A 23,240-nucleotide genomic window follows, 5' to 3' on the forward strand; every position below is an offset into this window, starting at 1 on the left:
AGGAGGAGATTGGGAAATGAAAGCAACGGTCTACGTAACAATCAAGCAGAACGTATTGGATGTGCAAGGAACAGCGGTGCAAGGCGCGCTTCATTCGATGGGGTTCGAGGAAGTCGGCAAAGTGCGTATCGGCAAATATTTGGAGCTTGAGCTGGGAACGACGGATAAAGCGGAAGCGGAAGCGCGTGTGAAAGCAATGTGCGAGAAGCTGCTCGCGAACACGGTGATCGAGGACTACCGCTACGAGTTGGCGTAACAGAAACCAGAGGATAGGCATACGAAGCAAGTTTTGCCAAAGGCAAAACTCTTAGAGGGAGGAAACGTCATGAATTTTGCGGTTCTTGTTTTTCCGGGTTCAAACTGTGATATTGACTGTTATAAGGCGGTAGAAGATACGATCGGTCAACCGGTTGATTATGTGTGGCATACGGCGGACGATTTGTCCAAATACGACTGCATCCTTGTGCCGGGCGGATTCTCTTATGGGGATTACCTGCGCTGCGGAGCGATCGCGCAATTCACGAACGTGATGAAGGCCGTAGCGAAGGCTGCTGAAGAAGGCAAATACATTCTAGGCATTTGCAACGGATTCCAAGTGTTGACGGAAGCCAAATTGCTGCCGGGCGCTTTGCTGCGCAACGAAGGCATGAAGTTCCGCTGCCACCAGGCGCTGCTGAAAGTGGAGAATAACAACACAGCCTTCACGCGCGATTACGCAGAAGGCGAACTGATCAACATTCCGATCGCCCACGGTGAAGGCAACTACTACTGCGACGACGCGACGCTGAAAGAACTGCAAGAAAACAATCAAATCGTGTTCCGTTATGAAGCGGGGGCTAACCCGAACGGATCCGTTGACGATATTGCGGGAATCTCCAATAAAGCTGGTAATGTAGTTGGTATGATGCCCCATCCTGAGCGTGCCATTCACGAAATTCTGGGCTCCGCCGACGGCAAGAAAATGTTCACATCAATTCTAAGCGCTTGGAGGGAAAAACATGACGCAGCAGCTATCCGCTAAGGAACCGACAGCCGAACAAATCGCGGAACAGAAAATTTACAAGCAAATGGGCGTAACGGACGAAGAGTATGCCAAAATTTGCGGCTTCCTTGGACGCAACCCGAACTATGTGGAGATCGGCGTATTCAGCGTTATGTGGTCCGAGCATTGCTCTTACAAAAATTCCAAACCCGTGCTTCGCAAATTCCCGGTCACAGGACCTCGCGTTCTGATGGGACCCGGCGAAGGCGCAGGGATTGTAGATATCGGGGACAACCAAGCGGTTGTTTTCAAAATTGAAAGTCATAACCACCCTTCGGCAATCGAGCCTTACCAAGGTGCAGCGACAGGTGTGGGCGGAATTATTCGTGATATTTTCTCCATGGGCGCGCGCCCTGTAGCACTACTTAACTCACTCCGTTTCGGTAAATTGCAGAATGACCGCGTGAAATACTTGTTCGAGCACGTTGTATCCGGTATCGCCGGTTACGGTAACTGTATCGGGATTCCGACAGTGGGCGGCGAAGTGATGTTCGACGAGAGCTATGAAGGCAATCCGCTCGTTAACGCAATGTGCGTAGGTCTGATCGACCACGACAAAATCCAACGCGGTGTGGCCAAAGGTGTAGGCAACCCGGTCTTCTACGTCGGCCCGGCAACAGGCCGCGACGGGATCCACGGGGCGACATTCGCATCCGAGGAGCTGACGGCTGAATCCGAAGCGAAGCGTCCGGCGGTGCAAGTCGGCGATCCGTTCATGGAGAAGCTGGTGCTTGAAGCTTGCTTGGAGCTCATCAATTCCGGCATCGTGCTCGGTATTCAAGATATGGGCGCTGCAGGTCTGACCTGCTCCAGCGCCGAGATGGCAAGTAAAGCCGGCAACGGCATGGAGCTTTACCTGGATGAAGTTCCGCAGCGCGAAGAAGGCATGACAGCTTACGAAATGATGCTGTCCGAGTCGCAAGAGCGTATGCTTTTCGTAGTTGAGCCTAAGCATGAGGCGCAAGCTAAGGGCATTTTCGAGCGTTGGGGTCTGCACTGCGCGAAAGTCGGCAAGGTCACCGACGACGGTTACCTGAAATTGATCCACCACGGGGAAGTCGTGGGGAACATGCCGGTCGGCGCGCTCGTGGACGAGTGCCCGGTCTACAATAAGCCGAGCAAGATTCCGGCTTATTATGAAGCAGGCGCAGCGATCGACACGACTCGTTACCCGGAGGTAACGAAGCTGACGGATGCGCTGAAATCGGTGCTTGCGTCCCCGACGGTAGCAAGCAAAGAGTGGGTTTACAACCAGTATGATTATATGGTTCGTACGGATACGGCGGTGCGTCCGGGTTCGGATGCAGCGGTTGTGACGATTCGCGGCACGCGCAAAGGGCTCGCGATGACAACCGACTGCAACGGACGCTATGTGTATCTCGATCCGGAAGTCGGCGGTCGGATCGCCGTCTCCGAAGCAGCGCGCAACATCGTTTGTTCCGGTGCCGAGCCGCTTGCGGTTACGGACAACCTGAACTTCGGCAGCCCGGATAAGCCGGAAATCTTCTGGCAGCTGGAGAAGTCCACAGACGGGATGGCGGAAGCTTGCCGCTTCCTGGATACGCCGGTTATCGGCGGTAACGTGTCTCTCTACAACGAGAACGCGAAGGGTGCCATTTACCCGACTCCGGTTATCGGGATGGTCGGTCTGGTGCATGACATCGACCACATCACAACTCAAAGCTTCAAACAAGAAGGCGACATCATCATCCTGCTTGGCGAGACGAAAGCGGAGCTCGGCGGCAGCGAATTCCAATATGTGATTCACGGTGTAACCGAAGGACGTCCTCCGGTGCTTGATCTGGAAGTGGAGAAACGTCTGCAAAATACGGTACTCAAAGCGATTCAAGAAGGCCTTGTCGCTTCTGCGCACGACTTGTCCGAAGGCGGCTTAGCGGTCGCTCTGGCCGAGAGCTGCATCAGCGGCAACGTAGGCGCTGAGATCAACGTCGCTTCCGAGCTTCGTCCTGATATCGCGCTGTTCAGCGAGACGCAATCCCGTATTCTGCTAAGCGCATCGCCGGATAAAGCCGATGCCCTGAAGCATTGGGTGGCTTCCCAAGGCGTGCCGTACCAAGAAATTGGAACAGTCACCGGTTCTGAATTGACCGTTAAAATCAACAACGAACAGCGTCTCCAGTCTCCTGTAAGCGAGCTGGCGAAAGTCTGGAAGGATGCGATCCCATGTCTAATGGCGTAAAACAATCCGAGGCCCTGAAGCTTCCGGCTGCTCCCAAGGTACAACTTGGGGACAAACAGCATGAGCTTTGGACAGGCGAGTATTTCAACGAAGGTGTAGGCGGCCATGGCGGATTGTTTGACAAGCTGAATGAAGAGTGCGGCGTTTTCGGGGTGTACGGACATCCCGAAGCTTCCTCTCTGTGCTACTACGGGCTTCACGCCCTGCAGCACCGCGGGCAGGAAAGCGCAGGCATTTGTACGGTAGATGAAGGGAAGTTTAATTATTACCGCGGCATGGGACTGGCCAAAGAGGTATTTAGCAATGACAATTTGTCGCCTCTTTGCGGCTCCACGGCCATTGCGCATGTGCGTTACTCCACAGCAGGCGAGAGCAAGCTGGCGAACGCGCAGCCGCTCGTTTTCAAATACCGGGAAGGCGATCTTGCGATTGCGACGAACGGTAACCTAGATAATGCCAACATCATCAAGCGTGAGCTTGAGCGCAAGGGTTCGATCTTCCAAACGACGAGCGACACAGAGGTAATGGCGCATCTTATCGCCCGTTCGGAGCACGATGATATCGTGGACGCGGTCAAAGATGCGATGAATCAAGTCATCGGCGGCTTTGCGTTCCTGATTGTTACGAAGGACAAGCTGATTGCGGCGCTCGATCCGAACGGACTTCGTCCCTTCATGATCGGCCGTCTGGGAGAAGCGTACTTGTTCGCTTCCGAGTCCTGCGCTTTCGATGCGGTGGGAGCCACGTATTTCCGTGATGTGCAGCCGGGGGAAATCATCGTGATTGACCGCGACGGCTTCCGTTCGGAGCGGTTCACGGACAGCGGCCGTCGTGCGATCTGCGCGATGGAGTACATCTACTTCGCTCGTCCGGACAGCGACATCGATACGGTTAACATTCACTCCGCGCGCAAGCGGATGGGCAAGAGACTGGCGATGGAAGCGTTCGTCGACGCCGATGTTGTAACAGGTGTGCCGGATTCCAGTATTTCGGCGGCGATCGGTTTCGCCGAGCAGACGGGTATCCCGTATGAGCTGGGCTTGATCAAGAACCGCTACACGGGCCGGACGTTCATTATTCCAAGTCAAGAGCTTCGCGAGCAAGGTGTCAAAATGAAGCTGAGCGCCGTTCGCAAAGTGGTCGAAGGCAAGCGCGTCGTCATGATCGATGATTCCATCGTTCGCGGCACAACGTCCTTGCGGATCGTCAACCTGCTGCGCGAAGCCGGCGCGACGGAAGTGCATGTGCGGATTTCTTCGCCGCCGTTCATGAATCCGTGCTACTACGGTATCGATACGCCGGACCGCAAAGAGCTGATCGCCGCGATGAACTCCATCGAGGAGATTCGCAAAGCGATTAATGCGGATTCGTTGCATTTTTTAACCAAAGAAGGCTTGTTAGATTCTATCGGTCAAGGTTCGGCAGGGTCGGAAAGCGGCTATTGTACGGCTTGCTTCGATAACAGCTATCCGACGGAAATCGTGGATGTCACGAAGGTTGGCTGTGCTTGCGATTAAATAGAGCGGGATGGCCTGCGGGCCTCCCTCTACATAGACAAAAATAAGGAGTGGTTGCGAAGTGTCGGATGCTTACAAAAAGGCTGGAGTCGATATCGCGGCGGGAAACGAAGCAGTAGAACGGATGAAAAAACACGTCAAACGGACCTTCCGTCCTGAAGTGTTGACTGACCTCGGCGGCTTCGGCGGGCTGTTCAGCTTGAACAAAGACAAGTATGAGGAGCCTGTGCTCGTATCAGGTACGGACGGAGTGGGCACGAAGCTGAAGATTGCTTTTGCAATGGATAAGCACGATACGATCGGCATCGACGCGGTCGCCATGTGCGTGAACGATATTATCGTTCAGGGCGCGGAGCCGCTGTTCTTCCTGGATTATCTGGCTTGCGACAAAGTCGTGCCGGAGAAAATCGAATCGATCATCAAAGGGATCGCTGACGGCTGTTCGCAGTCGGGCTGCTCGCTCATCGGCGGGGAAACGGCGGAAATGCCGGGCATGTATGCAGAAGGGGAGTATGACATTGCCGGCTTTACGGTTGGAATCGTCGACAAGAAAAAGATCATCGACGGTACAACGATCCGTCCCGGAGACGTGGTGTTAGGACTGGCATCGAGCGGTGTGCACAGCAACGGGTTCTCACTTGTGCGCAGGCTGCTGCTGGAAGAGAAAGGGTACACGCTTCAGGGGCATGTAGAAGAGCTGGGCGATAAGCTGGGCAACGTGCTGCTGGAGCCGACGAAGCTGTATGTGAAGCCGATTCTGGCGATGCTCGAAGATGTAGCGATCAAAGGAATGGCGCATATTACAGGCGGCGGTTTCATCGAAAATATTCCGCGCGTTCTGCCGGATGGCGTGAACGTAGAGATCCAATACGGCTCATGGCCGATACTGCCGATTTTCTCGCTGATGCAGCGTGAGGGCGCCATTTCCAATAACGATATGTTCCGTACCTTCAACATGGGGATCGGGATGGTCATCATCGTTGGGGCCGACGACGCGGCGAAGGCGATTGCCGCTGCGGAAGCGCAAGGCGAGAAAGTTTACCGCTTGGGCGTCGTTACAGAAGGCGAGCGTGTGGTGACGTTTCAAGGAGCTGTGGTGTAATGCAGCCGTACCGGATAGCGATCTTCGCTTCGGGCAGCGGTTCGAATTTCCAAGCCATCGTAGATCAGGTACAGAAGGGGAAGCTTGATGTCAGCATCGAGCTTCTTGTCTGTGACCGTCCGCAGGCTTACGTGGTGGAGCGTGCGAAGGAAGCGAAGGTGCCGGTATTCGCGTTCCGCCCGAAGGAGTATGAGAACCGTGAGGCTTATGAAGCGGTTATTCTCAAGGAATTGCAGGACCGGCAGGTGGATCTGGTCGTGATGGCGGGCTATATGCGCATTATTACGAATGTGCTGGTGGAGCCGTTCTACGGCCGAATGATCAACGTGCATCCGTCGCTTCTGCCGTCGTTCCCCGGCGTGCGGGCGATCGAGCAAGCCGTCGAGTACGGCGTGAAGCAGACCGGCGTCACCGTGCATTTCGTCGACGGCGGGCTGGACTCCGGGCCGATCATTGCGCAGCGGGCCGTGGAGATTCACGAGCACGAGACGGCGGAATCGCTCGCGGAGCGGATTCATGCGGCCGAGCACGTGCTGCTGCCGCAGGTCATCCGCTGGCTGCGCGAGAATCGCGTCAGCCTGGATGGCCGCAGGGTGAGCGTGCGGCTGTAGCGGAGAAGAGCATTTATTTCACATCGTTAACTACTATAAATTCATTTTCTGGGAGGAAGAATCGTGGCAATCAAAAGAGCACTGATCAGCGTATCCGACAAAACGGGGATCGTTGAGTTTGCGAGCGAGTTGGCAAAGCTGGGCGTTGAGATTATTTCTACAGGCGGTACGCAAAGTTTGTTGAAGGACAAAGGAGTGCCGGTTATCGGGATCTCCGAAGTGACAGGCTTCCCCGAAATCATGGATGGCCGCGTCAAAACGCTGCACCCGGCTGTTCACAGCGGTCTGCTGGCCGTTCGTGACAACGAAGAGCACCAAGCGAGCATGAAAGAGCTCGGCCTGGACTACATCGATCTGGTTGTCGTGAACTTGTATCCTTTCGCTGAGACTATTGCGAAGCCGAACGTATCTTACGAGGACGCGATCGAGAATATCGATATCGGCGGTCCGACCATGCTTCGTTCCGCAGCGAAGAACCACGCATTCGTATCCGTCGTCGTGGATGCGGCTGACTATGCGAAGGTGTTGGAAGAAGTGCAGGAAACAGGCGATACGACGCTCGAAACACGCAAACGCCTTGCGGCCAAAGTGTTCCGCCACACCGGTTCTTACGATGCTTTGATTGCCGACTACTTGTCCAAGCAAGTGGGCGAGCCTTACCCAGAGCGTTATACGGTTACGTATGAGAAAATGCAGGAGCTTCGCTACGGAGAGAATCCGCACCAAAGCGCGGCCTTCTACCGCAAGCCGAACGCGGCTGCCGGCAACATCACAACGGCGGAGCAGCTTCACGGCAAAGAGCTTTCCTACAACAACATCAACGATGCGAACACAGCGCTCCAAATCGTCAAAGAGTTCAGCGAGCCTGCTGTCGTTGCGGTTAAGCATATGAATCCTTGCGGCGTAGGCATCGGGACGAACGTACTGGAAGCTTATAAGAAAGCATACGCAGCGGATCCTACGTCCATCTTCGGCGGCATCGTTGCTGCGAACCGTGCGATCGATGAAGCGACCGCGCAATTGCTGCATGAGATTTTCCTGGAAATCGTCATTGCGCCTGATTTTACACCGGAAGCGCTTGAGATCCTGTCCAAAAAGAAAAATATCCGCCTGCTGAAAGTAGTCGGCTTAGATACAGTGGCTGGCCGCAAGGCAGAGCCAGTCGTGACAACGGTTGAGGGCGGCATGCTCGTGCAAGATAGCGATGCTTACCAACTGACGGAAGCCGATCTGAAGGTCGTTTCCGAGCGTCAGCCGACGGAAGAAGAGATGAAGCAGCTGCTTTTTGCATGGAAAGTCGTTAAGCATGTGAAATCCAATGCGATCGTACTTGTCGCTGACGATATGACGGTTGGCGTAGGCGCAGGGCAAATGAACCGTGTCGGCGCGGCCAAAATCGCGATTGAGCAAGCCGGCGAGAAGTCCAAAGGCGCGGTGCTCTCCTCCGACGCGTTCTTCCCGATGGGGGACACGCTGGAAATGGCGGCAAAAGCAGGCATCACGGCGGTCATTCAACCGGGCGGATCGATCAAAGACGAAGAGTCTATCCGCGTGGCGAACGAGAACGGGATTGCGATGGTTATGACGGGCGTACGTCATTTCAAACACTAAAACAACAGCGAATGCTCACGATTCAATAGGGACCGTGGGCATTCCCTATGAAAGGGACGGGTGGCATAGATGCGTGTACTAGTAATTGGACGAGGCGGGCGCGAGCATGCGATTGTATGGGCGCTGAGCAAGAGCCCGAAGATCAGCAAGCTTTACTGCGCGCCGGGGAACGGCGGCATCGCCGGGTTGGCGGAATGCGTGCCGATTACGGAACTGCAATTTGAGGAGATCAGCACGTTCGCGAAGGAGCAGGCGATTGATCTGGTTATGGTCGCTCCTGACGATCCATTAGCGGCGGGTCTGGTGGACCACCTGGAGTCCAAAGGGATCGAAGCGTTCGGACCGCGCGCGAATGCCGCGATCATCGAGGGCAGCAAAGTATTTATGAAGGAGCTCCTGAAGAAATACAACATCCCTACGGCCGCTTATGAAACTTTCGACGCGTATGAGCCTGCGCTGGCTTACCTGCGTTCACAAAAGGCTCCGATCGTCATCAAAGCCGACGGCCTTGCTGCCGGCAAAGGCGTGACGGTCGCGCAAACGATGGAAGAAGCGGAAGCGGCGCTGCGCGACATCATGGTGGATCAAGTGTTTGGCAAGTCCGGCGCGAGCGTCGTGATTGAAGAGTTTTTGACTGGCCAAGAGATGTCGCTACTTGCTTTCGTTGACGGATCGACGGTTCGCTTAATGGTTCCTTCGCAGGATCATAAGCCTGTTTTCGATAACGACAAAGGGCCGAACACGGGCGGAATGGGCACTTACTCGCCGCTGCCGCACGTTCCTGAGTCCATTGTACAGGAAGCGCTTGTGAACATCGTGCAGCCGACGGCGGATGCGATGGTGAAGGAAGGCCGTCCGTTCAAGGGCGTGCTGTACGCGGGTCTGATTCTGACGCCGGACGGCGTCAAGACGATCGAGTTCAACGCGCGCTTCGGGGATCCGGAGACGCAGGTGATTTTGCCTCGGTTGAAGACGGATCTGCTGGATATCTTCCTGGCGATCAACAAAGGAACGCTGGCTGAGCAGCCGATCGAGTGGAGCGAAGATGCAGCGGTGTGCGTGATCGTCGCTTCCGGCGGCTATCCGGGCCCTTATCCGAAAGGTCTGCCGATTACAGGCCTGGAGAACGTGCAGGATGCCTTGGTGTTCCATGCCGGAACGGCGCTGGAGAACGGGCAGATCGTGACGAATGGCGGACGCGTTCTGGGTATCACCGGAATCGGCAAAGATATTATCGAAGCCCGCCAGAAAGCTTATGCGGATGCGGACCGGATTCATTTCGAAGGGAAGCATTACCGGACGGATATTGCGATGAAAGCTTTGAAATAGGAATGAAAAAAAACACAGTGCCTTTCTTGCCAGATTGCTTTGCGGGAAAGGGGCTGTGTTTTTGCTTGATGCGGGCTTCGGCGTGCTGAAGTGTTACTTGCCGCTTGAGCCGCGGATGTATTTGTCTTTGTTCTTGTACACGTACCAGACGGCGAGAATGGCGCCGAGGATGAGCGCCAGTGAAATCCAGTGATGCTGAATGAACGTCCAGAGGTTACTCATGCGATTGCCTCCCAGGGTTAATCTTAAGGATAGTTTTGGCAGGAGCCGCGGGTTTCATGCATGGGCAGACGGCACTCGTCTGCCGAGCCGTTCCGCCGCGACTTTCGGTTCCCGTGTTTGTACAGACCAAACCTCTGTCGCCGCCTATGCGCGGGAAGAGGTTTTATTTCTGGCGGATAGCGTATAATGTAGAATACTGGCAATGAATTTCCAGACGGGAGGAGGTGCGGTGATGCTGCCGGCTTTTTATATAGCGCATGGGACGCCGGGATTGGCGATTGAGCAGCATGCTTACACCGAGTTTCTGCAGAAGCTGGGGAAGAGCCTTCCTCTGCCGAGAGCTATCGCTGTCTTCAGCGCACATTGGGAGAGCCCTGTACAGCGAATAAGCTCGGCGGTTCATCCGCGGACTCTCCACACTTTCGCTGGGTATCCGCCAAAGCTTCATGACATGAAATACCCGTCACGGGGCGATTTGACGCTCAGTTTGCAGATTCGGCAGTTATTCGAAGCGGAAGGCATCGGCTGTGAGCTCGATGATGAGTGGGGGTTGGATCATGGCGTGTGGGGACCACTGTCGCACATGTACCCGGCTGCGCAGATTCCGGTCGTGGCTCTTTCGGTGAATCCGCGTCTGGCGGCGGAAGAGCATTACCGCATCGGTGCGGCGCTCGGTTCTTTGCGGGAGGCGGACGTGCTCGTTCTGGGCAGCGGAGGCACGGTGCACAATCTGCGGAGGCTGGACCGGAACGATCCGGTGCCGCAGCTGTGGGCGGTGGCGTTCGATGAGTGGCTGGCGGAGCAGCTCGACACGTGGAATCTCGAGGCGCTGCTGAGATACGACGAACGAGCGCCGCATGCCGCGGAGGCGGTGCCGTCGCCGGGGCATTTCGCGCCCTTGCTGCTGGCGCTTGGGGCGGCCGACGAGGCGCGCCGGGCGAAGCTGCTGCATCACAGCTTCCAGATGAGTACGCTCAGCCTCAGCTGCTGGATGTTCGGCGGGCGGCAGGCGTTAAGCTCCAGCTAGCCGCGAACGACCGCCGCGTCCGCGGGAGGCAGCTGTTGCAGCAGCGGCCGTTACTCCAGGAAGCGCTGCCTGTAGGCCGGATTGGGCAGCATGCACTGTTCGGCCCGGCCGAACCAGCGGTAGCGGCTCCGCGCGACGAAGTCGTAGCCGAGATTCCGCAGCGGCGCCGGAATGACGATGGCTGCGTACGCCAGCGGGTAAGCGCCGCGGAGCCGACGGGCGATGCGCAGCACGGCCGAGGAGCGCGTGTAGGCGCGCCCGTTCTCGATCAGCACGATGGTGCTGATCGTGGACACGGGCAGCCCGTGCCGCTCCAGCAGCCTCTGCCCGGCAGCGGACTGCAGCGACGCGAAGCGGAAGTAGCCCTTCGGGTCGTTCCGCAGAATGAATTGCACGGCTCCGCTGCATAGATTGCAGACGCCGTCGAAGAGAATGACGGCTTCGGCTTTGTTGTCAGGCTCAGTCATGGAGCATCGCCTCCTTCATTTCGCTATGCCGGATTGTTGCGGTCGCGGCGGCGAGCTGTTAGCCGCATCTGCACATATCCACATTTCTTACTATACCTAATTATCGAGGCTGGCGCACTCATCCACATGTTCATAACTCCATCCGCCGTCAGTTCCAATCGTCCACATAATCACAAGACCCCGATAGACCTTCGAGTTATCCAGACTACCTGCTTCATCCGCCTCAAGTCGTCCACACACTTATCCCAACCGTACACAGCGGAGCAGCGTCTATATAATGAGTTAGCAGGTCTTTAGTGGATTCTACCGGCAGCCGTACGCGTCCATCCACAGGTTCATCACTCACGCCAGTTTCATAACGAGGCTCATCAACATGTTATCCACCGCATCCCCAGCTCGAGCACTTATCCGAAAATACTTCTACATATCTATTGCCTAGCATATATATCTCGTAGAACAATAGAAGAAGAGAAGAGGTGCCTATCGATGAAATCATTGTCCCTATCCCGCCGTACCAAATTCCTCAGCGCCTGGCTCGTTCTCGGCTGTTCGGTGATTACGCTCATCGGCTGCAGCGACACGCCTGCGTCGATGCCTTCCGTCAGCCCGGATACGGCTGCAGCGACTCCGACAGCTTCAGCGCCCGCCTCCAAGCCCGCCGCTTCGGCGGCGGATCCGGAGCTGCCGTACAAATTCCCGCTGACCGGACTTCCGTCCGCCCAAGAGGTGAAGAGCAGGCCCTTCATGGTCATGGTCGAGAATGCGCCGCAAGCCCGCCCGCAAACCGGTCTGGATCAAGCGGACATCGTCTACGAAATTCTCGCCGAGGGCGAGATTACTAGATTCGTGTCCGTGTTCCAGAGCCATGAGGCGGAAGTGATCGGTCCCGTACGCAGCATCCGGCCGTATTTCGTGGAGATCGGCGACGCGCTCGATGCGGTCATCGTCCACGCCGGCTGGAGCCAGGAAGCAATGGACATAATGGCCGGCCGCAAGCTGGCTCACCTCGACGAGGTGTACGGCGACGGCGCCTTCTACTGGCGCTCGACCGAACGTAAAGCACCGCACAATCTCTACACCTCCGTGGCCAAAATGAAACAGGGCGCCGAAGCCCGCAAGTTCCGCTCGGAGTGGAACGGGCCGCTGTTGACGTTCGCCAAGGACGGCCAAAGCAAGCTGACCGGGCCGGCCGTTCATTATATTTTTATCCCGTATATCCAAGGCTACTTCGCTTCGTATGAGTACAATGCGCAAGAGAAAGTGTATATGCGTTCCATGGAAGGCAAGCCTCATCTGGATAAAGAAAGCGGCAAGCAGCTGCAGGCCAAGAACCTGCTCGTTCTGGAGAGCAAGCATAAGATCGTAGACAAAGAGGGGCGCCGTGAAGTCGACGTTTTCGGCCCGAACAAAGGCGTCATCCTGCAAGAGGGCAAGTCCCAGCAGATCACATGGGAACGCAAGAACGGACTCCTGCGCGCCTTCGACGATAGCGGCAAGGAAGTGCCGCTGCTGCCGGGCAACACCTGGGTGCAGATCGTACCGGAAGGAACGAAGCTCAAAATGGAATAGTTTTCTACCAAACCTCCTACTTCGTAGGAGTTTTTTTTGGGGGCTCGGTCCGACAGCATAATAAAAAAACTCCCTGTAAGGGGAGTTTGGGAAAGCGCATTCAAAGGAGGAGAAGGCGCTGTAATACCGATAGGTATGTCCATATTATAGATATCTTTTCAGTTAAATAACATGTCAGAAAGAGAGGTATTCTATGAATAAAATGAAGATTTCATCTTCATAATCACCACTTTTATGCTCACTCTATACATAACGTAAACCCCCATATTTCGATAAACTTGTTGTATTCAGTCGAAATATCGCTTATTTGATATCGACGTTGTAACCATTATGGGGGAGGAACGAACACGTTTATGAAGAGGAGATTAACAGCTATTACTTCAGTCGTGCTAGCATGGTCCCTGTTTTCAACTGCCGCGATAGCCGCAGATCCACAGAATGCTACACCGACAGCGGTGGTGAAAACGACTGCCGATTACAAAGATCTGGCGAATATAGATGCCGATCTGAGAGTGAGAATCGACGTCTTGCTCAAGCAGGGCTACATGGAGGGGAAAGGCGAAAACTTTGACATTACGGGAAGTATGACTCGGGCGGAAGCCGCCAAACTCGTAGCCAAGATTTTTGCTTTACCATTTGATGAAAAGGCTTTCTCGAGCTTCGCCGATGTCGATAAGAGCGATGAGTCGATTAGCTGGGCGATTCCTTTCATCGAAGCGGCTAAATCCAAAGGGATTATCGACGGTATAGACGATACGACCTATAGCCCGAAGGATGAAGTGACAATAGGCCAATTGGCCGCTTTGTTCGTGAAAGGTCTGGGCAAAGCTTCCGAGGTAAAGTCGACAAGTCCTTGGTATAACGGCTATCTGGACGTTGCGAAGGCAAACGGGGTGGATCTTGGCACGGACGGTGCCAGGAACGCGACTCGAACCGATCTTGTTAACGGCTCCTATCTCGCAGATCAGGTATTCGCCAATGCGAATAAACCTGCCAAAGCTTCTGTGAAAGAAGTTAAACAAGCCGGTGCCAAAACGGTATCCGTCGTTTTCGACCGTGACATAGATACCGCGAAAGCAACTTTAGCTTTAATGAGAGGGACCACGAGCATTGCCACAACGGTAAAATGGTCGGAGGATAAGCGCTCTGCAACTTTGACGCTCACGGATGTGAAGATTATCGATGGCGACTATTCCGTTACCTTAGGCGGATTGGACGCCGAAGCCGTAGATCAAGCCAAAGGATCTTTTAAAGGACAAGTTGAGAAATTAACCAAGATTGAGTTCGTGAGCGCGAGCGACACGATTGCGAAGTCTCCGAAAGTTCGCGTCGAAGTGAAACCAACGAATCAATTTGGCGAGACAGCCACTTTCCAAGCAGGGAACTATACGGTTATCGCATCTACAACCCAAGCACCGACGTTGTTGAAAACAGAGGATGGGAAATTATTCGTTCAATTAAATACGAGTGATTCGGCATTAATCTCGAATAACAGTCAGGTGACTGTAAGCATCTATGATAATGAACAGCACATGACGGTGAACAAGAGCTTTAAGATAGGCGACCGTCCGATCCTGACCAAGGTTGAGCTAGGCGCTTTCACATACAAGAGCGGGAAAACAGCATTATCCGCGAGCGGCGAAACGGCGGTTGCTTCCCTAACGCAATACGATCAGTACGGCACTGTCATTACCAAAGACTCCGATGCGCTAATTCCCCCAACGGTTTCGCTCACGCCTTATGAACAGAAGTTGAATGCGCAAATCACGGACGAGAATGGCGACGGTATGGATGATGTAGTTGTTAAAGTAACTTCAAAAATTGAAACAAACGGGGAATATACCCTATCCGTATATGGTGGAGGGTCGACAGCTACGGCCAAAATAGCTCTCAAATCAACGGCAGTAGCACATAAGGTGGAATTAGCTTCACCGAGCGATACATGGGCTTATGGAGACAGCAATAAATACATCCAAATTACGGCGTATGATGCAGAGGGCGCCGTTCTAACGGCGGATGATATTGCACAGAATGCGAAGGACGGCAGGTTCACCATCTCGCTCTCCAATAACTTGATAACCGGCCCTTCTACGGACGTGCCGGCAACAATGCTGGATACCAAAGGGCTCATTGTAACGGAAGGACCGAATAAAGGGAAATTGTATGTGAAGAAAGTGGAAGGGAAAGGCAACGCTAATGTGTTTATTGCGATGTTCGGAGTCGGTGTCAACAGCCAATCGCAAATCAATATCCCGCTCGTTGCGGCCCGCTATCCCGTTAGCTTCAAATCTGCAACCAATGTTGCTGAGAAAGTGGTAGACACAGCCACCGTTAACGGGAAATTTCAATTGATCGACCAATACGGAGATACAATCACCGGGCTTGCTACGAATCAATCGGGAAGTATGATCGAGCTCGTGGACAATGGCCGAGCGGTTACCTACGATGTGTATGCGACGGTTACGCCTTCATCGGATTATGCCGGTACCTACTCGGGCGATTTGACGCTTGCTTCCGGATCTCAGGTGCTGACGATCGGGCAATTCAGCGACAAGGAGTTTAAATTTACGCCGACGGCTTCAGCGAGGAATTCTTCCTTATCCGTGAAGTTCAACCTCCGCAAAAGAGAGTTCACGGGAGGCGCTGCCGGAAATGTGATCAATGACGCTGTCGTTTCGGTGACGAAGAAATTCACTGTCATCGATCCTGCTCAAGTCCAATTAACCTATAGCTTAAACAGCCCGAGGGAGTTGTTCGGAGCGTTGGACGATAGCACCGTCAAAAATATTGCTGCAGCTCAAGTGATCGGCTCATCGAATAAATTCGCCGCGGAGCTGGCGCTTTCAGCTAAGGATGAATCGGCGGCCGAGGTGAAGGTTCTCAATACGATCACTTCCGCGGTGTCCGACAGCAACAGCGTAGCTCGTACGAGTGTGGCGGCAGGCAAAGCCTATGTGCTGGGCAATAAAGCCGGCAAAGCAAATATTACAGTGGTATATACGAATGCCTTAGGAGAGTCGAAGATCTTGGCAACCTCCGTAACGGTGAAGAGCGATCCTATCGCCATTCAATCGATTACAAGCAGTGCGAGCAAGACGTTCCCAAGATCAACGGTCATCGACACCGACGGTATTACAGTTAAAACGCAAGGTGCCGACGGCGCACTCGCTTGGAGACTTATGGGCGATGTGGCTGTGAAAGATCAGTACGGCGATGAATTCAAAAACGAGAATATCGCGATATATAAGGAAATAGTTCCTGTGATCTATACAATTAACGATGTTTCACAAGGATTGACAGTGAGTCTCTCAGCGAGCTCGGAAGGTGTAGATAATCTGGTCAATGTTGCTTACAATTCAGGCATCACTGGCGGAAGCTTTACGCTGACAGCAGTTGCGCCTAACGGCAAAACAACAAGCACCAGGGTAGTCGTAAGTAATTAATGTTATGGTATTGAATTAGAAATAGCGTACAGCATGTCTCGGAGAAGACATGCTGTATCTATTTGGTCAAAAAGTTCAGAAAATCGAAAAAAATTGAAATAATTGCATAAAAATGAATCCATATCAGTTCGTTTAAAATGCTATGCTTTCGTTAAACGAAAGGTAGACACATCATCGATTGGGTGCAAGCTTCAAAGCGGTATTTACATAAGGGGGGTCATTCCATTCTTCTCACAAGATTTTTATTCAGAGTTAGGCTATCCGCATCTGTCTCTTCCATTCCGCCTGAGCTCGGCAGGCTATGTTCTCAACCCGACATGGCGATATCACGTGGGAGGGGATCATTGCGAAATCATTGTTTGTATACGAGGGAGAGGAAAGATTCGCATTAACAATGAACCGGAATGTATGATTCAGGCTAATCAGATGCTTATTGTCACGCCTCAAACCAATTATGAGTATCGACCTCTGGATGAAATGTGGGAAATTGCTGCGGTACGATTCGGATGCAACCTGGCGCTCCTTATGCAATTTCGCTTAAAATTGAACAAACTGACGATGATTAACTCGCCTAATCGACTATTAACGTTGATTGATGTGCTATGCAGATCTGAAGGCGACCCCAGAAGCAGGACATTACAAACGTCGGAAATCATCTATTCGGTATTGGCGGAGGCTAAATTTCAAACGGCAGGTATACACAGAAGCGTAAGCAATCCCCAAATAACCATTGAGAAGCTTGTAAATTATATTTTTATTCATTACGCCAGCAAGCCTACTTTGAAAGAGTTGTCGCGCATGTTCGGCTACACATCGCAGCATTTGAATCGATTATTCAAGAATGAATTAGGGTTTTCCGTTTATCAATATATTTTAAAAGTACAATTGGAACAGGCGGCTTATTTACTTGAAGCTGGAGAAATGACGGTTGAACAGGTTGCTGAGAATGTTGGTATGGAGTCAAGATCCTTTTACCGATTGTTCCACAAATTGTACGGGGTTTCACCCGGTGAGTTCCGCAGGAGTATCTCAAGGAAGCTCGACCGCTCTTCCTCCTGAGGCTCTAGCGGATAATTTACAATCCATTTACACGGCATTAATAGTGCAATAACATATGACTCCTATGATGATTAGGCATAGGAGGGATAACATGAAACCGTTCCAACGTACAATTTCGATACCGGTGTATCTTTTATTTATTATTGTGCTCTTCAGTCTGGTAGGCATCTCCTATTCGATATGGGGCAAACAAGCCGTCGTTCGGGGCTCGGAGCCCGGAGACGGACAGGATTCGCCCGTGCAGGAGGTTCAAAAAGTTCTGTGGTGGCACTCGATGAGCGGCGATAACGGCAAAGTGGTGGACAAGCTGGTGAACGGCTTTAATGCCACTCATAAGGATATCCAGGTGGAGGCTGTCTATCAGGGCTCCTATTATGATACCTTGACGAAGCTGAAGGCCTCCATCGGTTCGACCATCGGACCTACGATGGTTCAAGTCTACGATATCGGCACAAGGTTCATGATCGACTCGCAGGCGATAACGCCGATTCAGCATTTCATGGATCTGGAGAAGTATGCGATTGGGCAGCTGGATGATGCGATCATGGACTATTACACGGTCGGCGATACGCTGTATTCCATGCCGTTCAATGCGTCCAATCCGCTTCTATACTATAACAAAGAGATGTTCGCTGCAGCAGGGCTCAATCCCGAGAAGCCGCCCGTGCTGTATGAGGATGTTGCGCAGGCTGCCCAGAAGCTGACGAAGAACGGCGTATGGGGCGCCTATTTTGGCAATCACAGCTGGTATATGGAGCAGTTCCTCGCCAATCAAGGTGCCGAGCTGGTGAATCAAGGCAATGGCCGGGACGGGCTGGCCACGCAGTGGCAGATGAACGGAGAAGCAGGTGTTAAGGCGCTTGCTTGGTGGAAGGGGCTCGTAGATAAGAAGGTCGCCTTCTATGCTGCAGGGAAGAGCGATGATTCGAAGAAAGCTTTTGCTGAGGGCAGAGTCGCTATGATCTTCGATACGACGGCAGCGCTGCGCGATATTCTGGAGACGGTGGACGGTAAATTCGAGGTCGGGACCGGCTTCTTCCCGCAAGCGGAAGTCAAAGACGGCGTAGGCGTCGGTGTCGGCGGGGCGAGCAACTGGATCATGAACAACAAGCCCGAAGCCCAACAGCAGGCGGCCTGGACGTTCATGAAATATTTGACTGAGCCGGAGCAGCAGGCGGTTTTCCATATCAATACGGGCTATTTCCCTATTGCGGAAGCGGCCTATGAGCTGCCGTCCGTGAAGGAGAACATGGCCAAGTATCCTCAGTTCAAGACGGCCATAGAGCAGCATAACGCCGCCAAGTCCAACCAGGCCGCACAGGGCGGCGTGCTTGGCGTCTATCCGGATGCGCGCAAGCTCACGGAGCATGCCATCGATCAGGCGCTCAGCGGCTTGCAATCGCCGCAGGCGGCTCTTGACGGAGCGGCGGCTGCCGTCAACGCCAAAATAGCGGAGTACAATAAGACGCTTCATTAAGAGACGAAAGCCGGCAGTGTGCCGGCTTTCGTTTTTTTGAGATATAAGAATTTATATGGTTGGTTTTGGGTTTGGGGGGAGCGAAACTTACCCCGACTCGAACTTACTGAAGCCAATATTTTTCGATGAGCATCGATACTGGGATGCCTTTGTAGAAAAGCATATAGTGAAAGAAGTACAGACATTTCGTGGCTGCGGAGATCCCCGAAACGGAAGAATGGAGCCGATTACTTACAGAGGATGTATTCCAGGTGAATCATCGACATGTGGTATTTACGATCGACGAAGGGCTGTGGAATGTTTTTTTGCTGCATAGAAAAATTCCCTGACGTTTTTTCTTAAACTGCGGCGGGGCGGGCTCTTTCGTTGAAGGAGCCGAGCTTGCTTATTCTGCCCGCAGGGCGTAACTGGAATTTCTCCCGTTATTCGCGAGAAAATTAGCCCAGTTGTACGAATAAAGGGAATTTCTCCCGTTAATTCATCCCCATTTCGCGTAAAGGCTGCAAATACGGGCTGAATAACGGGAGGAATTCCTGTTATTCAGCATTCGAGGATCAGCCAGGCTGCATGTAACAGGAGAAATTCCCGCAATGGGCGAGACTCTCGGTAGAGGCTTGGCTCTCTAGGAGGAGCCGAGCTTTCTTGTATGTGGCTTGCTGATGCCAGACGATCTCCGAGGTGTTATTGGCTTGTCGGGTATCCGAATAAGGTCCCGTGAGTCCTTAATTTGAGCCCTAATGGTGTACATGTATTCGAAAAATCACATGCATACTCTGCATGTGTCCGTTCACGTTGACAGCCTCGCTGTGTCCGTTAAAATGACTCAGCTGATAGTGAGGGCCATAGGGCCATCAAGACGACTTGTTCGTTAACCTGGCTCTCCGATATTCCCCCGGCGACGTGCCGGTCCGGTTCTTGAACATCCGGTTGAAGGAGGAGATGTTGCGGTAGCCGACCTGCAGGCCGATCTCTTGTATGTTGAGGTCGGTGGCGCGCAGCAGCTCTTGGGCATTGCTCACGCGCCGGTCGTGCAGATGTTCCATGAAATTGGCGCCTGTTTTCTCCTTGATGTACGTAGAGAGGTAGGAGGCGCTCAAATTCAACCGGTCCGCCAGTACATCGAGGGACAGGTCCTCGGCATATTGCTCCTGGATGATGCTGAGCACACGGTCGATGATCGGGTCGCTGGCCTCTTTCTTCTCCCGGATAATCTGCGAGACGGCATGGAAGTAGGCATGGAACGTCAGGCGGTACTCCTCCAAGGTACAGCATGCCTCAAGTTGAAGCTGGAGGGGCTTCAGCTGCCAGGCGGAGTCGCTGTGAACTTGGTAATGTTCGAGCACCATTCTGGCCTTGTCGGTGACGGCTAGCGCCAAATGCTTGAACGTATCGACAGAAGCCTCCTCGTCATACAGCTCGCGCAGCCAAGAATCCACTAAGAGCAGCGTTTCTTGCTCTTTCCCGGCTTTCAGCGCTGCGGTCAGCTCCTGCTCCTGGGTTAGCGTCAGGATGTACGACGCGCGATCGGAGCGAATCTCGGCGATCGTTTGCGTTTCATCCAAAAGCCTGGCCTGCATCGCCATCTCCCGGACCTGCCGGTATGCGTAGCCGAACTGGATGGAATGCTCGAAGTTCGAGCTGACGGCGGCCGTGACCAAAGCGTAGCGCCGGTCGCGGTCCAGCAGCGGCTTCAGTTCCTCCAGCAGGGCGAGAATGCGGTCGCGATTATGGCCGGGGAAGACGGACAGGAATTGATGATGCTCCATCTGGAACGAATGGGAGTCAGGGAAGCGCTCGTCCGTTAGCTGCTTGATCTGCGTCCCGATCGACAGCGAGATGTGTTCCTTGCTCATAGGCACGTCGACGAAAGCGGCCGGGCGGAAACGAAGCTCGTAGAGAACGATGGTGTAAGCTTCCTCCGTGCCTTCGATATGCGGCCATTCGCTCGCCTCATGGTTAATATTTTTGAGCTTATTCATGAAATGGTACGTCGTCAGCTCGGACTGCTGCTCTTTCAGCTCCTGCTGGATCTCCACCTGTTCTTCAAGCAGCCGGCGCACGGGTCTGTGGATTCGCTTGCTGAGAACAATCGAAACCGCCAAAGCGATGACGATCGAGATGCCGAGCAGGATGATCATGAGATTGTCCAAGCGAAGGACCTTGGCGGCGAAATCAGGGCTCGTTACCCGCATGATGTAATGGATGCCGCCCTCATTGCGATAATCGACATAATACACGCCGTTCTCCATGACGTATTCGCGTTCTTCATCCCTATCCGCCGGCGGAGCCAAGAAAGGGGCGGGAATCGCTGATGCGCGGGGATTGCTCTGATAAATGAGCGCTTGTCCTGGCCCAAGGATAGATAAGTCCAGATTCGGCGTATCCTTGAGAATCGCGTCCCGCAGACGGTCGGCGTCGATCATCGCGATCAGCAAATCATCTGCCAGCGGCGGTTTGATCGAGTAGGGAATCAACGTTCGGGCGGCAGGGGAGTTTTGGGATGGCGTCCCGAAGGCTGCCGCCGGGTGAAGCACGTAATTGTCCGCACGTTGAAATTGCTGCTGCCAGTAGGAGAGCGGGTATGTTGAACTCGCATATTGGCCGGCAAGCAGCTCTTCATTCGTACTAAGCCCGAACTTATTGACGGCCAGATTCGTGGAGTGAAACAGCAGGATCATATTATCCACATACAGGTCCGAATCCCCGACAAGGCTCTGGATGTCCAGTACGACAGGACGGGTGGGCAGGGAATTCGGATCCTTCTGCACGTTGACTTGATTGTTCAGCGTGATGACATCTTTGTCGGTAAATTGTTTGAAGAGAGCTTCTCTGACTTTATCCAGCTGAAATTGATAACGCTCAGCCACCTTCTGCAGAGTGAGACGATTCTGTTCGATCATCTCGCTGCGGAGGTGGCTCTTCAGCATCCAGAAGATCAACAGGCTGAAGGAAGCGAAGATAAGAATCAGCAGGATGAAGCTGGCCAGCACATTTCTTCGAAATAACGGCCCTTTCATGGCAAAAAAGTTCATTAGTCGCAGGCTCCCTTTGATAGTTCCGCTTTGTGTTTCCGGCGATCTATATACGTTTTATTGTAGTCCATTCTCTATGTTAAAGGTATGGGCTTTTTTTTGGAAGCTTTGCTATTTTCCCGATTGAGGGGTTCATAAAAGCTTTAAAAACCAATCGAAACAATCGAGAAGGATCCAAAATCGTGTGTATAGGCAAGGCGGCCGGCACCGCATATGATGGGCATGTGTCGAACGCAGCTCATGGGAAGGAGAGAAGTAACAGGATGGCCAATGGGCAGCACGCAGCTGAATCAAGAGGGGATTAGGACGAAGTGAAACACATGCAGAAGAGTACGTTGTTAATCGTGAGAAGAAGCTTCGCTGCGTTGGTGATGGCCGTGATCGCATGCATCAGTCTAGCGGGTGCGGCATCGGCGCATTTCTCCTCGACCGGGTATTCCGATATTCAGGTAGGCTCGGATACGATTGAGTACCACTTGTGGATCTTGGAGAGCGACTTCGTTCATATATTCCCGGACAAGCCGGACGGGGGCGACAAGCTCAGCGATAAACAATTGGCTTCCTCTATGAAAGCCATCGCCGCTCTGGTCAGCGACGGTTTGGTTGTGACGGGGGACGGCAAAATCGGCAACGGCGAGATTATCGGCGTAAAGCACGAGAAACGCGCCACGATGGAGATGGTCGGCATCGATATTCGCTACAAGTTCGCAGCTCCTGTGAAACAGTACCTGATGCAGTACAACTTCTTCTGGTACAGCGGCATTGACCCGAATCACAGCAATTATGCGACGATTCAGGTCGGCGGCCAGACGATCCAGCAGGTGCTTGGCAGCCAGAATTACATCGTACAGGTGCAGGGCCCGGGACCGGGGGCAGCCTCGAAGCCGGCCGGGAAACCAGCCGAGCCTTCCGGCTTCAAGACGGCAGGAATCGCAGCTGTGTCAACGGCGCAAGGGACCGCCGGCGCTTCATGGCTGGCCACACTTAAGACCTACGTCGTCATGGGGATGGAGCACATCTGGTCGGGACTCGATCACCTGCTGTTCCTGTTCGGACTGCTGCTAGCCGCTGAACAGCGGCCATGGAAAATCGTCCGGCTGATCACAGCCTTCACCATCGGCCACTGCATCACGCTCGTTCTATCATCGCTGGAGATTGCTTATTTGTCGCCGCGAATCGTCGAGCCGTTAATTGCGCTGAGCATTGTCTACATTGCTGTAGAGAACATCTGGAAGAAGCGGGAGAGCGCACGGGAAGTTGTAACCCTGCTGTTCGGCCTCGTGCATGGCTTCGGCTTCGCCGAAGTGCTGCGGGGAACGCTCTCAGGTGAGATGGCATTGCCATTATTCTCCTTCAACCTAGGCGTAGAGATCGGTCAGCTGGTCGTCGTGGCGATTGTGATTCCAGTCCTTCTGTGGATTCGGCGCCTGCCATGGCAGATCAAATGGAACCAATATGCTTCCGGTCTAATCGGTGTATTCGGACTTTATTGGTTGATTGAACGCATGATTAGTTAATACAAACTTTTATGA

At 53.4% G+C, this 23,240-nt stretch carries 17 protein-coding genes and 1 pseudogene; 15 read left to right on the forward strand and 3 right to left on the reverse strand.

Going from position 1 to position 23,240, the window contains the following annotated elements; translation table 11 throughout:
• Nucleotides 1-16: 16 nt before the first annotated feature.
• The 8 genes from purS (at nucleotide 17) to purD (ending at nucleotide 9,412) form a co-directional block, all read left to right on the forward strand.
• The gene (gene purS, locus PUT07_RS30535; protein ID WP_079414612.1) at nucleotides 17-256 is read left to right on the forward strand and encodes a phosphoribosylformylglycinamidine synthase subunit PurS; all 240 of its coding nucleotides are present in this window, start codon (nucleotides 17-19) and stop codon (nucleotides 254-256) included.
• 69 nt (nucleotides 257-325) lie between these two features.
• Entirely contained in the window at nucleotides 326-1,021 is a 696-nt protein-coding gene (gene purQ, locus PUT07_RS30540) for a phosphoribosylformylglycinamidine synthase subunit PurQ (RefSeq protein WP_274472565.1), read from the forward strand.
• Nucleotides 999-3,242 carry a phosphoribosylformylglycinamidine synthase subunit PurL gene (gene purL, locus PUT07_RS30545; protein WP_274472566.1) on the forward strand — a complete coding sequence of 748 codons (2,244 nt, stop codon included), beginning with the start codon at nucleotides 999-1,001 and terminating at the stop codon, nucleotides 3,240-3,242. The genes purQ and purL overlap by 23 nt, the downstream gene beginning before the upstream one ends.
• On the forward strand, nucleotides 3,227-4,759 hold the full coding sequence (gene purF / locus PUT07_RS30550; RefSeq protein ID WP_274472567.1) for an amidophosphoribosyltransferase: 1,533 nt from the start codon (nucleotides 3,227-3,229) through the stop codon (nucleotides 4,757-4,759). The genes purL and purF overlap by 16 nt, the downstream gene beginning before the upstream one ends.
• A 61-nt stretch (nucleotides 4,760-4,820) precedes the next feature.
• Nucleotides 4,821-5,861, forward strand: coding sequence for a phosphoribosylformylglycinamidine cyclo-ligase (purM, locus tag PUT07_RS30555; protein WP_274472568.1), 1,041 nt, complete (start codon nucleotides 4,821-4,823; stop codon nucleotides 5,859-5,861).
• A complete protein-coding gene (gene purN / locus PUT07_RS30560; protein ID WP_274472569.1) occupies nucleotides 5,861-6,472 on the forward strand; it encodes a phosphoribosylglycinamide formyltransferase in 612 nt (203 codons plus the stop codon). The genes purM and purN overlap by 1 nt, the downstream gene beginning before the upstream one ends.
• A gap of 63 nt (nucleotides 6,473-6,535) precedes the next feature.
• On the forward strand, nucleotides 6,536-8,083 hold the full coding sequence (gene purH / locus PUT07_RS30565) for a bifunctional phosphoribosylaminoimidazolecarboxamide formyltransferase/IMP cyclohydrolase (RefSeq protein ID WP_274472570.1): 1,548 nt from the start codon (nucleotides 6,536-6,538) through the stop codon (nucleotides 8,081-8,083).
• A gap of 69 nt (nucleotides 8,084-8,152) precedes the next feature.
• Nucleotides 8,153-9,412 carry a phosphoribosylamine--glycine ligase gene (purD, locus tag PUT07_RS30570; RefSeq protein WP_274472571.1) on the forward strand — a complete coding sequence of 420 codons (1,260 nt, stop codon included), beginning with the start codon at nucleotides 8,153-8,155 and terminating at the stop codon, nucleotides 9,410-9,412.
• 93 nt (nucleotides 9,413-9,505) lie between these two features.
• Here purD and PUT07_RS30575 read toward each other — a convergent pair whose 3' ends face one another.
• Nucleotides 9,506-9,634 carry a hypothetical protein gene (locus PUT07_RS30575; RefSeq protein ID WP_274472572.1) on the reverse strand — a complete coding sequence of 43 codons (129 nt, stop codon included), beginning with the start codon at nucleotides 9,632-9,634 and terminating at the stop codon, nucleotides 9,506-9,508.
• A gap of 232 nt (nucleotides 9,635-9,866) precedes the next feature.
• Here PUT07_RS30575 and PUT07_RS30580 point away from each other — a divergent pair, with 232 nt between their 5' ends.
• The gene (locus tag PUT07_RS30580) at nucleotides 9,867-10,661 is read left to right on the forward strand and encodes a DODA-type extradiol aromatic ring-opening family dioxygenase (RefSeq protein ID WP_274472573.1); all 795 of its coding nucleotides are present in this window, start codon (nucleotides 9,867-9,869) and stop codon (nucleotides 10,659-10,661) included.
• A gap of 50 nt (nucleotides 10,662-10,711) precedes the next feature.
• On the opposite strand, the gene PUT07_RS30585 is transcribed toward PUT07_RS30580, so the two are convergent.
• Entirely contained in the window at nucleotides 10,712-11,128 is a 417-nt protein-coding gene (locus PUT07_RS30585) for a thiol-disulfide oxidoreductase DCC family protein (RefSeq protein ID WP_274472574.1), read from the reverse strand.
• A 486-nt stretch (nucleotides 11,129-11,614) separates the two neighbouring features.
• Between PUT07_RS30585 and PUT07_RS30590 the strand changes: the two genes are divergently transcribed.
• The 5 genes and pseudogenes from PUT07_RS30590 to PUT07_RS35690 all read left to right on the forward strand — a co-directional run.
• A complete protein-coding gene (locus tag PUT07_RS30590; RefSeq protein WP_274472575.1) occupies nucleotides 11,615-12,697 on the forward strand; it encodes a DUF3048 domain-containing protein in 1,083 nt (360 codons plus the stop codon).
• 353 nt (nucleotides 12,698-13,050) lie between these two features.
• A complete protein-coding gene (locus tag PUT07_RS30595; protein WP_274472576.1) occupies nucleotides 13,051-16,140 on the forward strand; it encodes an S-layer homology domain-containing protein in 3,090 nt (1,029 codons plus the stop codon).
• 330 nt (nucleotides 16,141-16,470) lie between these two features.
• Nucleotides 16,471-17,199: an AraC family transcriptional regulator gene (locus tag PUT07_RS30600; RefSeq protein WP_274472577.1), complete on the forward strand. Its 729-nt coding sequence runs from the start codon at nucleotides 16,471-16,473 to the stop codon at nucleotides 17,197-17,199.
• Between the two features lie 91 nt (nucleotides 17,200-17,290).
• Nucleotides 17,291-18,676 (forward strand): ABC transporter substrate-binding protein, encoded by a 1,386-nt coding sequence (locus PUT07_RS30605; protein WP_274472578.1) that lies wholly within the window; start codon nucleotides 17,291-17,293, stop codon nucleotides 18,674-18,676.
• Between the two features lie 55 nt (nucleotides 18,677-18,731).
• Nucleotides 18,732-18,999, forward strand: a pseudogene (locus PUT07_RS35690) (hypothetical protein); the annotation flags it as partial.
• A gap of 528 nt (nucleotides 19,000-19,527) precedes the next feature.
• On the opposite strand, the gene PUT07_RS30610 reads toward PUT07_RS35690, so the two are convergent.
• Nucleotides 19,528-21,708, reverse strand: coding sequence for a helix-turn-helix transcriptional regulator (locus tag PUT07_RS30610; protein ID WP_274472579.1), 2,181 nt, complete (start codon nucleotides 21,706-21,708; stop codon nucleotides 19,528-19,530).
• Nucleotides 21,709-22,028: 320 nt separating this feature from the next.
• Between PUT07_RS30610 and PUT07_RS30615 the strand changes: the two genes are divergently transcribed.
• On the forward strand, nucleotides 22,029-23,225 hold the full coding sequence (locus PUT07_RS30615) for a HupE/UreJ family protein (protein ID WP_274472681.1): 1,197 nt from the start codon (nucleotides 22,029-22,031) through the stop codon (nucleotides 23,223-23,225).
• The last annotated feature ends 15 nt before the right edge of the window (nucleotides 23,226-23,240 follow it).

The sequence above is a fragment of the Paenibacillus sp. MAHUQ-63 genome (assembly GCF_028765165.1).
In the GTDB taxonomy this organism is placed as follows: Bacteria; Bacillota; Bacilli; order Paenibacillales; family NBRC-103111; genus Paenibacillus_E.

What these genes read in the sequence shown, in the direction of transcription:
- PUT07_RS30575 (WP_274472572.1), bottom strand. Translation starts at nt 9,634, where the DNA reads ATGAGTAACCTCTGGACGTTCATTCAGCATCACTGGATTTCACTGGCG.
- purL (WP_274472566.1), top strand. Translation starts at nt 999, where the DNA reads ATGACGCAGCAGCTATCCGCTAAGGAACCGACAGCCGAACAAATCGCG.
- PUT07_RS30590 (WP_274472575.1), top strand. Translation starts at nt 11,615, where the DNA reads ATGAAATCATTGTCCCTATCCCGCCGTACCAAATTCCTCAGCGCCTGG.
- purQ (WP_274472565.1), top strand. Translation starts at nt 326, where the DNA reads ATGAATTTTGCGGTTCTTGTTTTTCCGGGTTCAAACTGTGATATTGAC.
- purN (WP_274472569.1), top strand. Translation starts at nt 5,861, where the DNA reads ATGCAGCCGTACCGGATAGCGATCTTCGCTTCGGGCAGCGGTTCGAAT.
- PUT07_RS30585 (WP_274472574.1), bottom strand. Translation starts at nt 11,128, where the DNA reads ATGACTGAGCCTGACAACAAAGCCGAAGCCGTCATTCTCTTCGACGGC.
- purD (WP_274472571.1), top strand. Translation starts at nt 8,153, where the DNA reads ATGCGTGTACTAGTAATTGGACGAGGCGGGCGCGAGCATGCGATTGTA.
- PUT07_RS30605 (WP_274472578.1), top strand. Translation starts at nt 17,291, where the DNA reads ATGAAACCGTTCCAACGTACAATTTCGATACCGGTGTATCTTTTATTT.
- PUT07_RS30615 (WP_274472681.1), top strand. Translation starts at nt 22,029, where the DNA reads ATGCAGAAGAGTACGTTGTTAATCGTGAGAAGAAGCTTCGCTGCGTTG.
- PUT07_RS30610 (WP_274472579.1), bottom strand. Translation starts at nt 21,708, where the DNA reads ATGAACTTTTTTGCCATGAAAGGGCCGTTATTTCGAAGAAATGTGCTG.
- PUT07_RS30595 (WP_274472576.1), top strand. Translation starts at nt 13,051, where the DNA reads ATGAAGAGGAGATTAACAGCTATTACTTCAGTCGTGCTAGCATGGTCC.
- purF (WP_274472567.1), top strand. Translation starts at nt 3,227, where the DNA reads ATGTCTAATGGCGTAAAACAATCCGAGGCCCTGAAGCTTCCGGCTGCT.
- PUT07_RS30580 (WP_274472573.1), top strand. Translation starts at nt 9,867, where the DNA reads ATGCTGCCGGCTTTTTATATAGCGCATGGGACGCCGGGATTGGCGATT.
- purS (WP_079414612.1), top strand. Translation starts at nt 17, where the DNA reads ATGAAAGCAACGGTCTACGTAACAATCAAGCAGAACGTATTGGATGTG.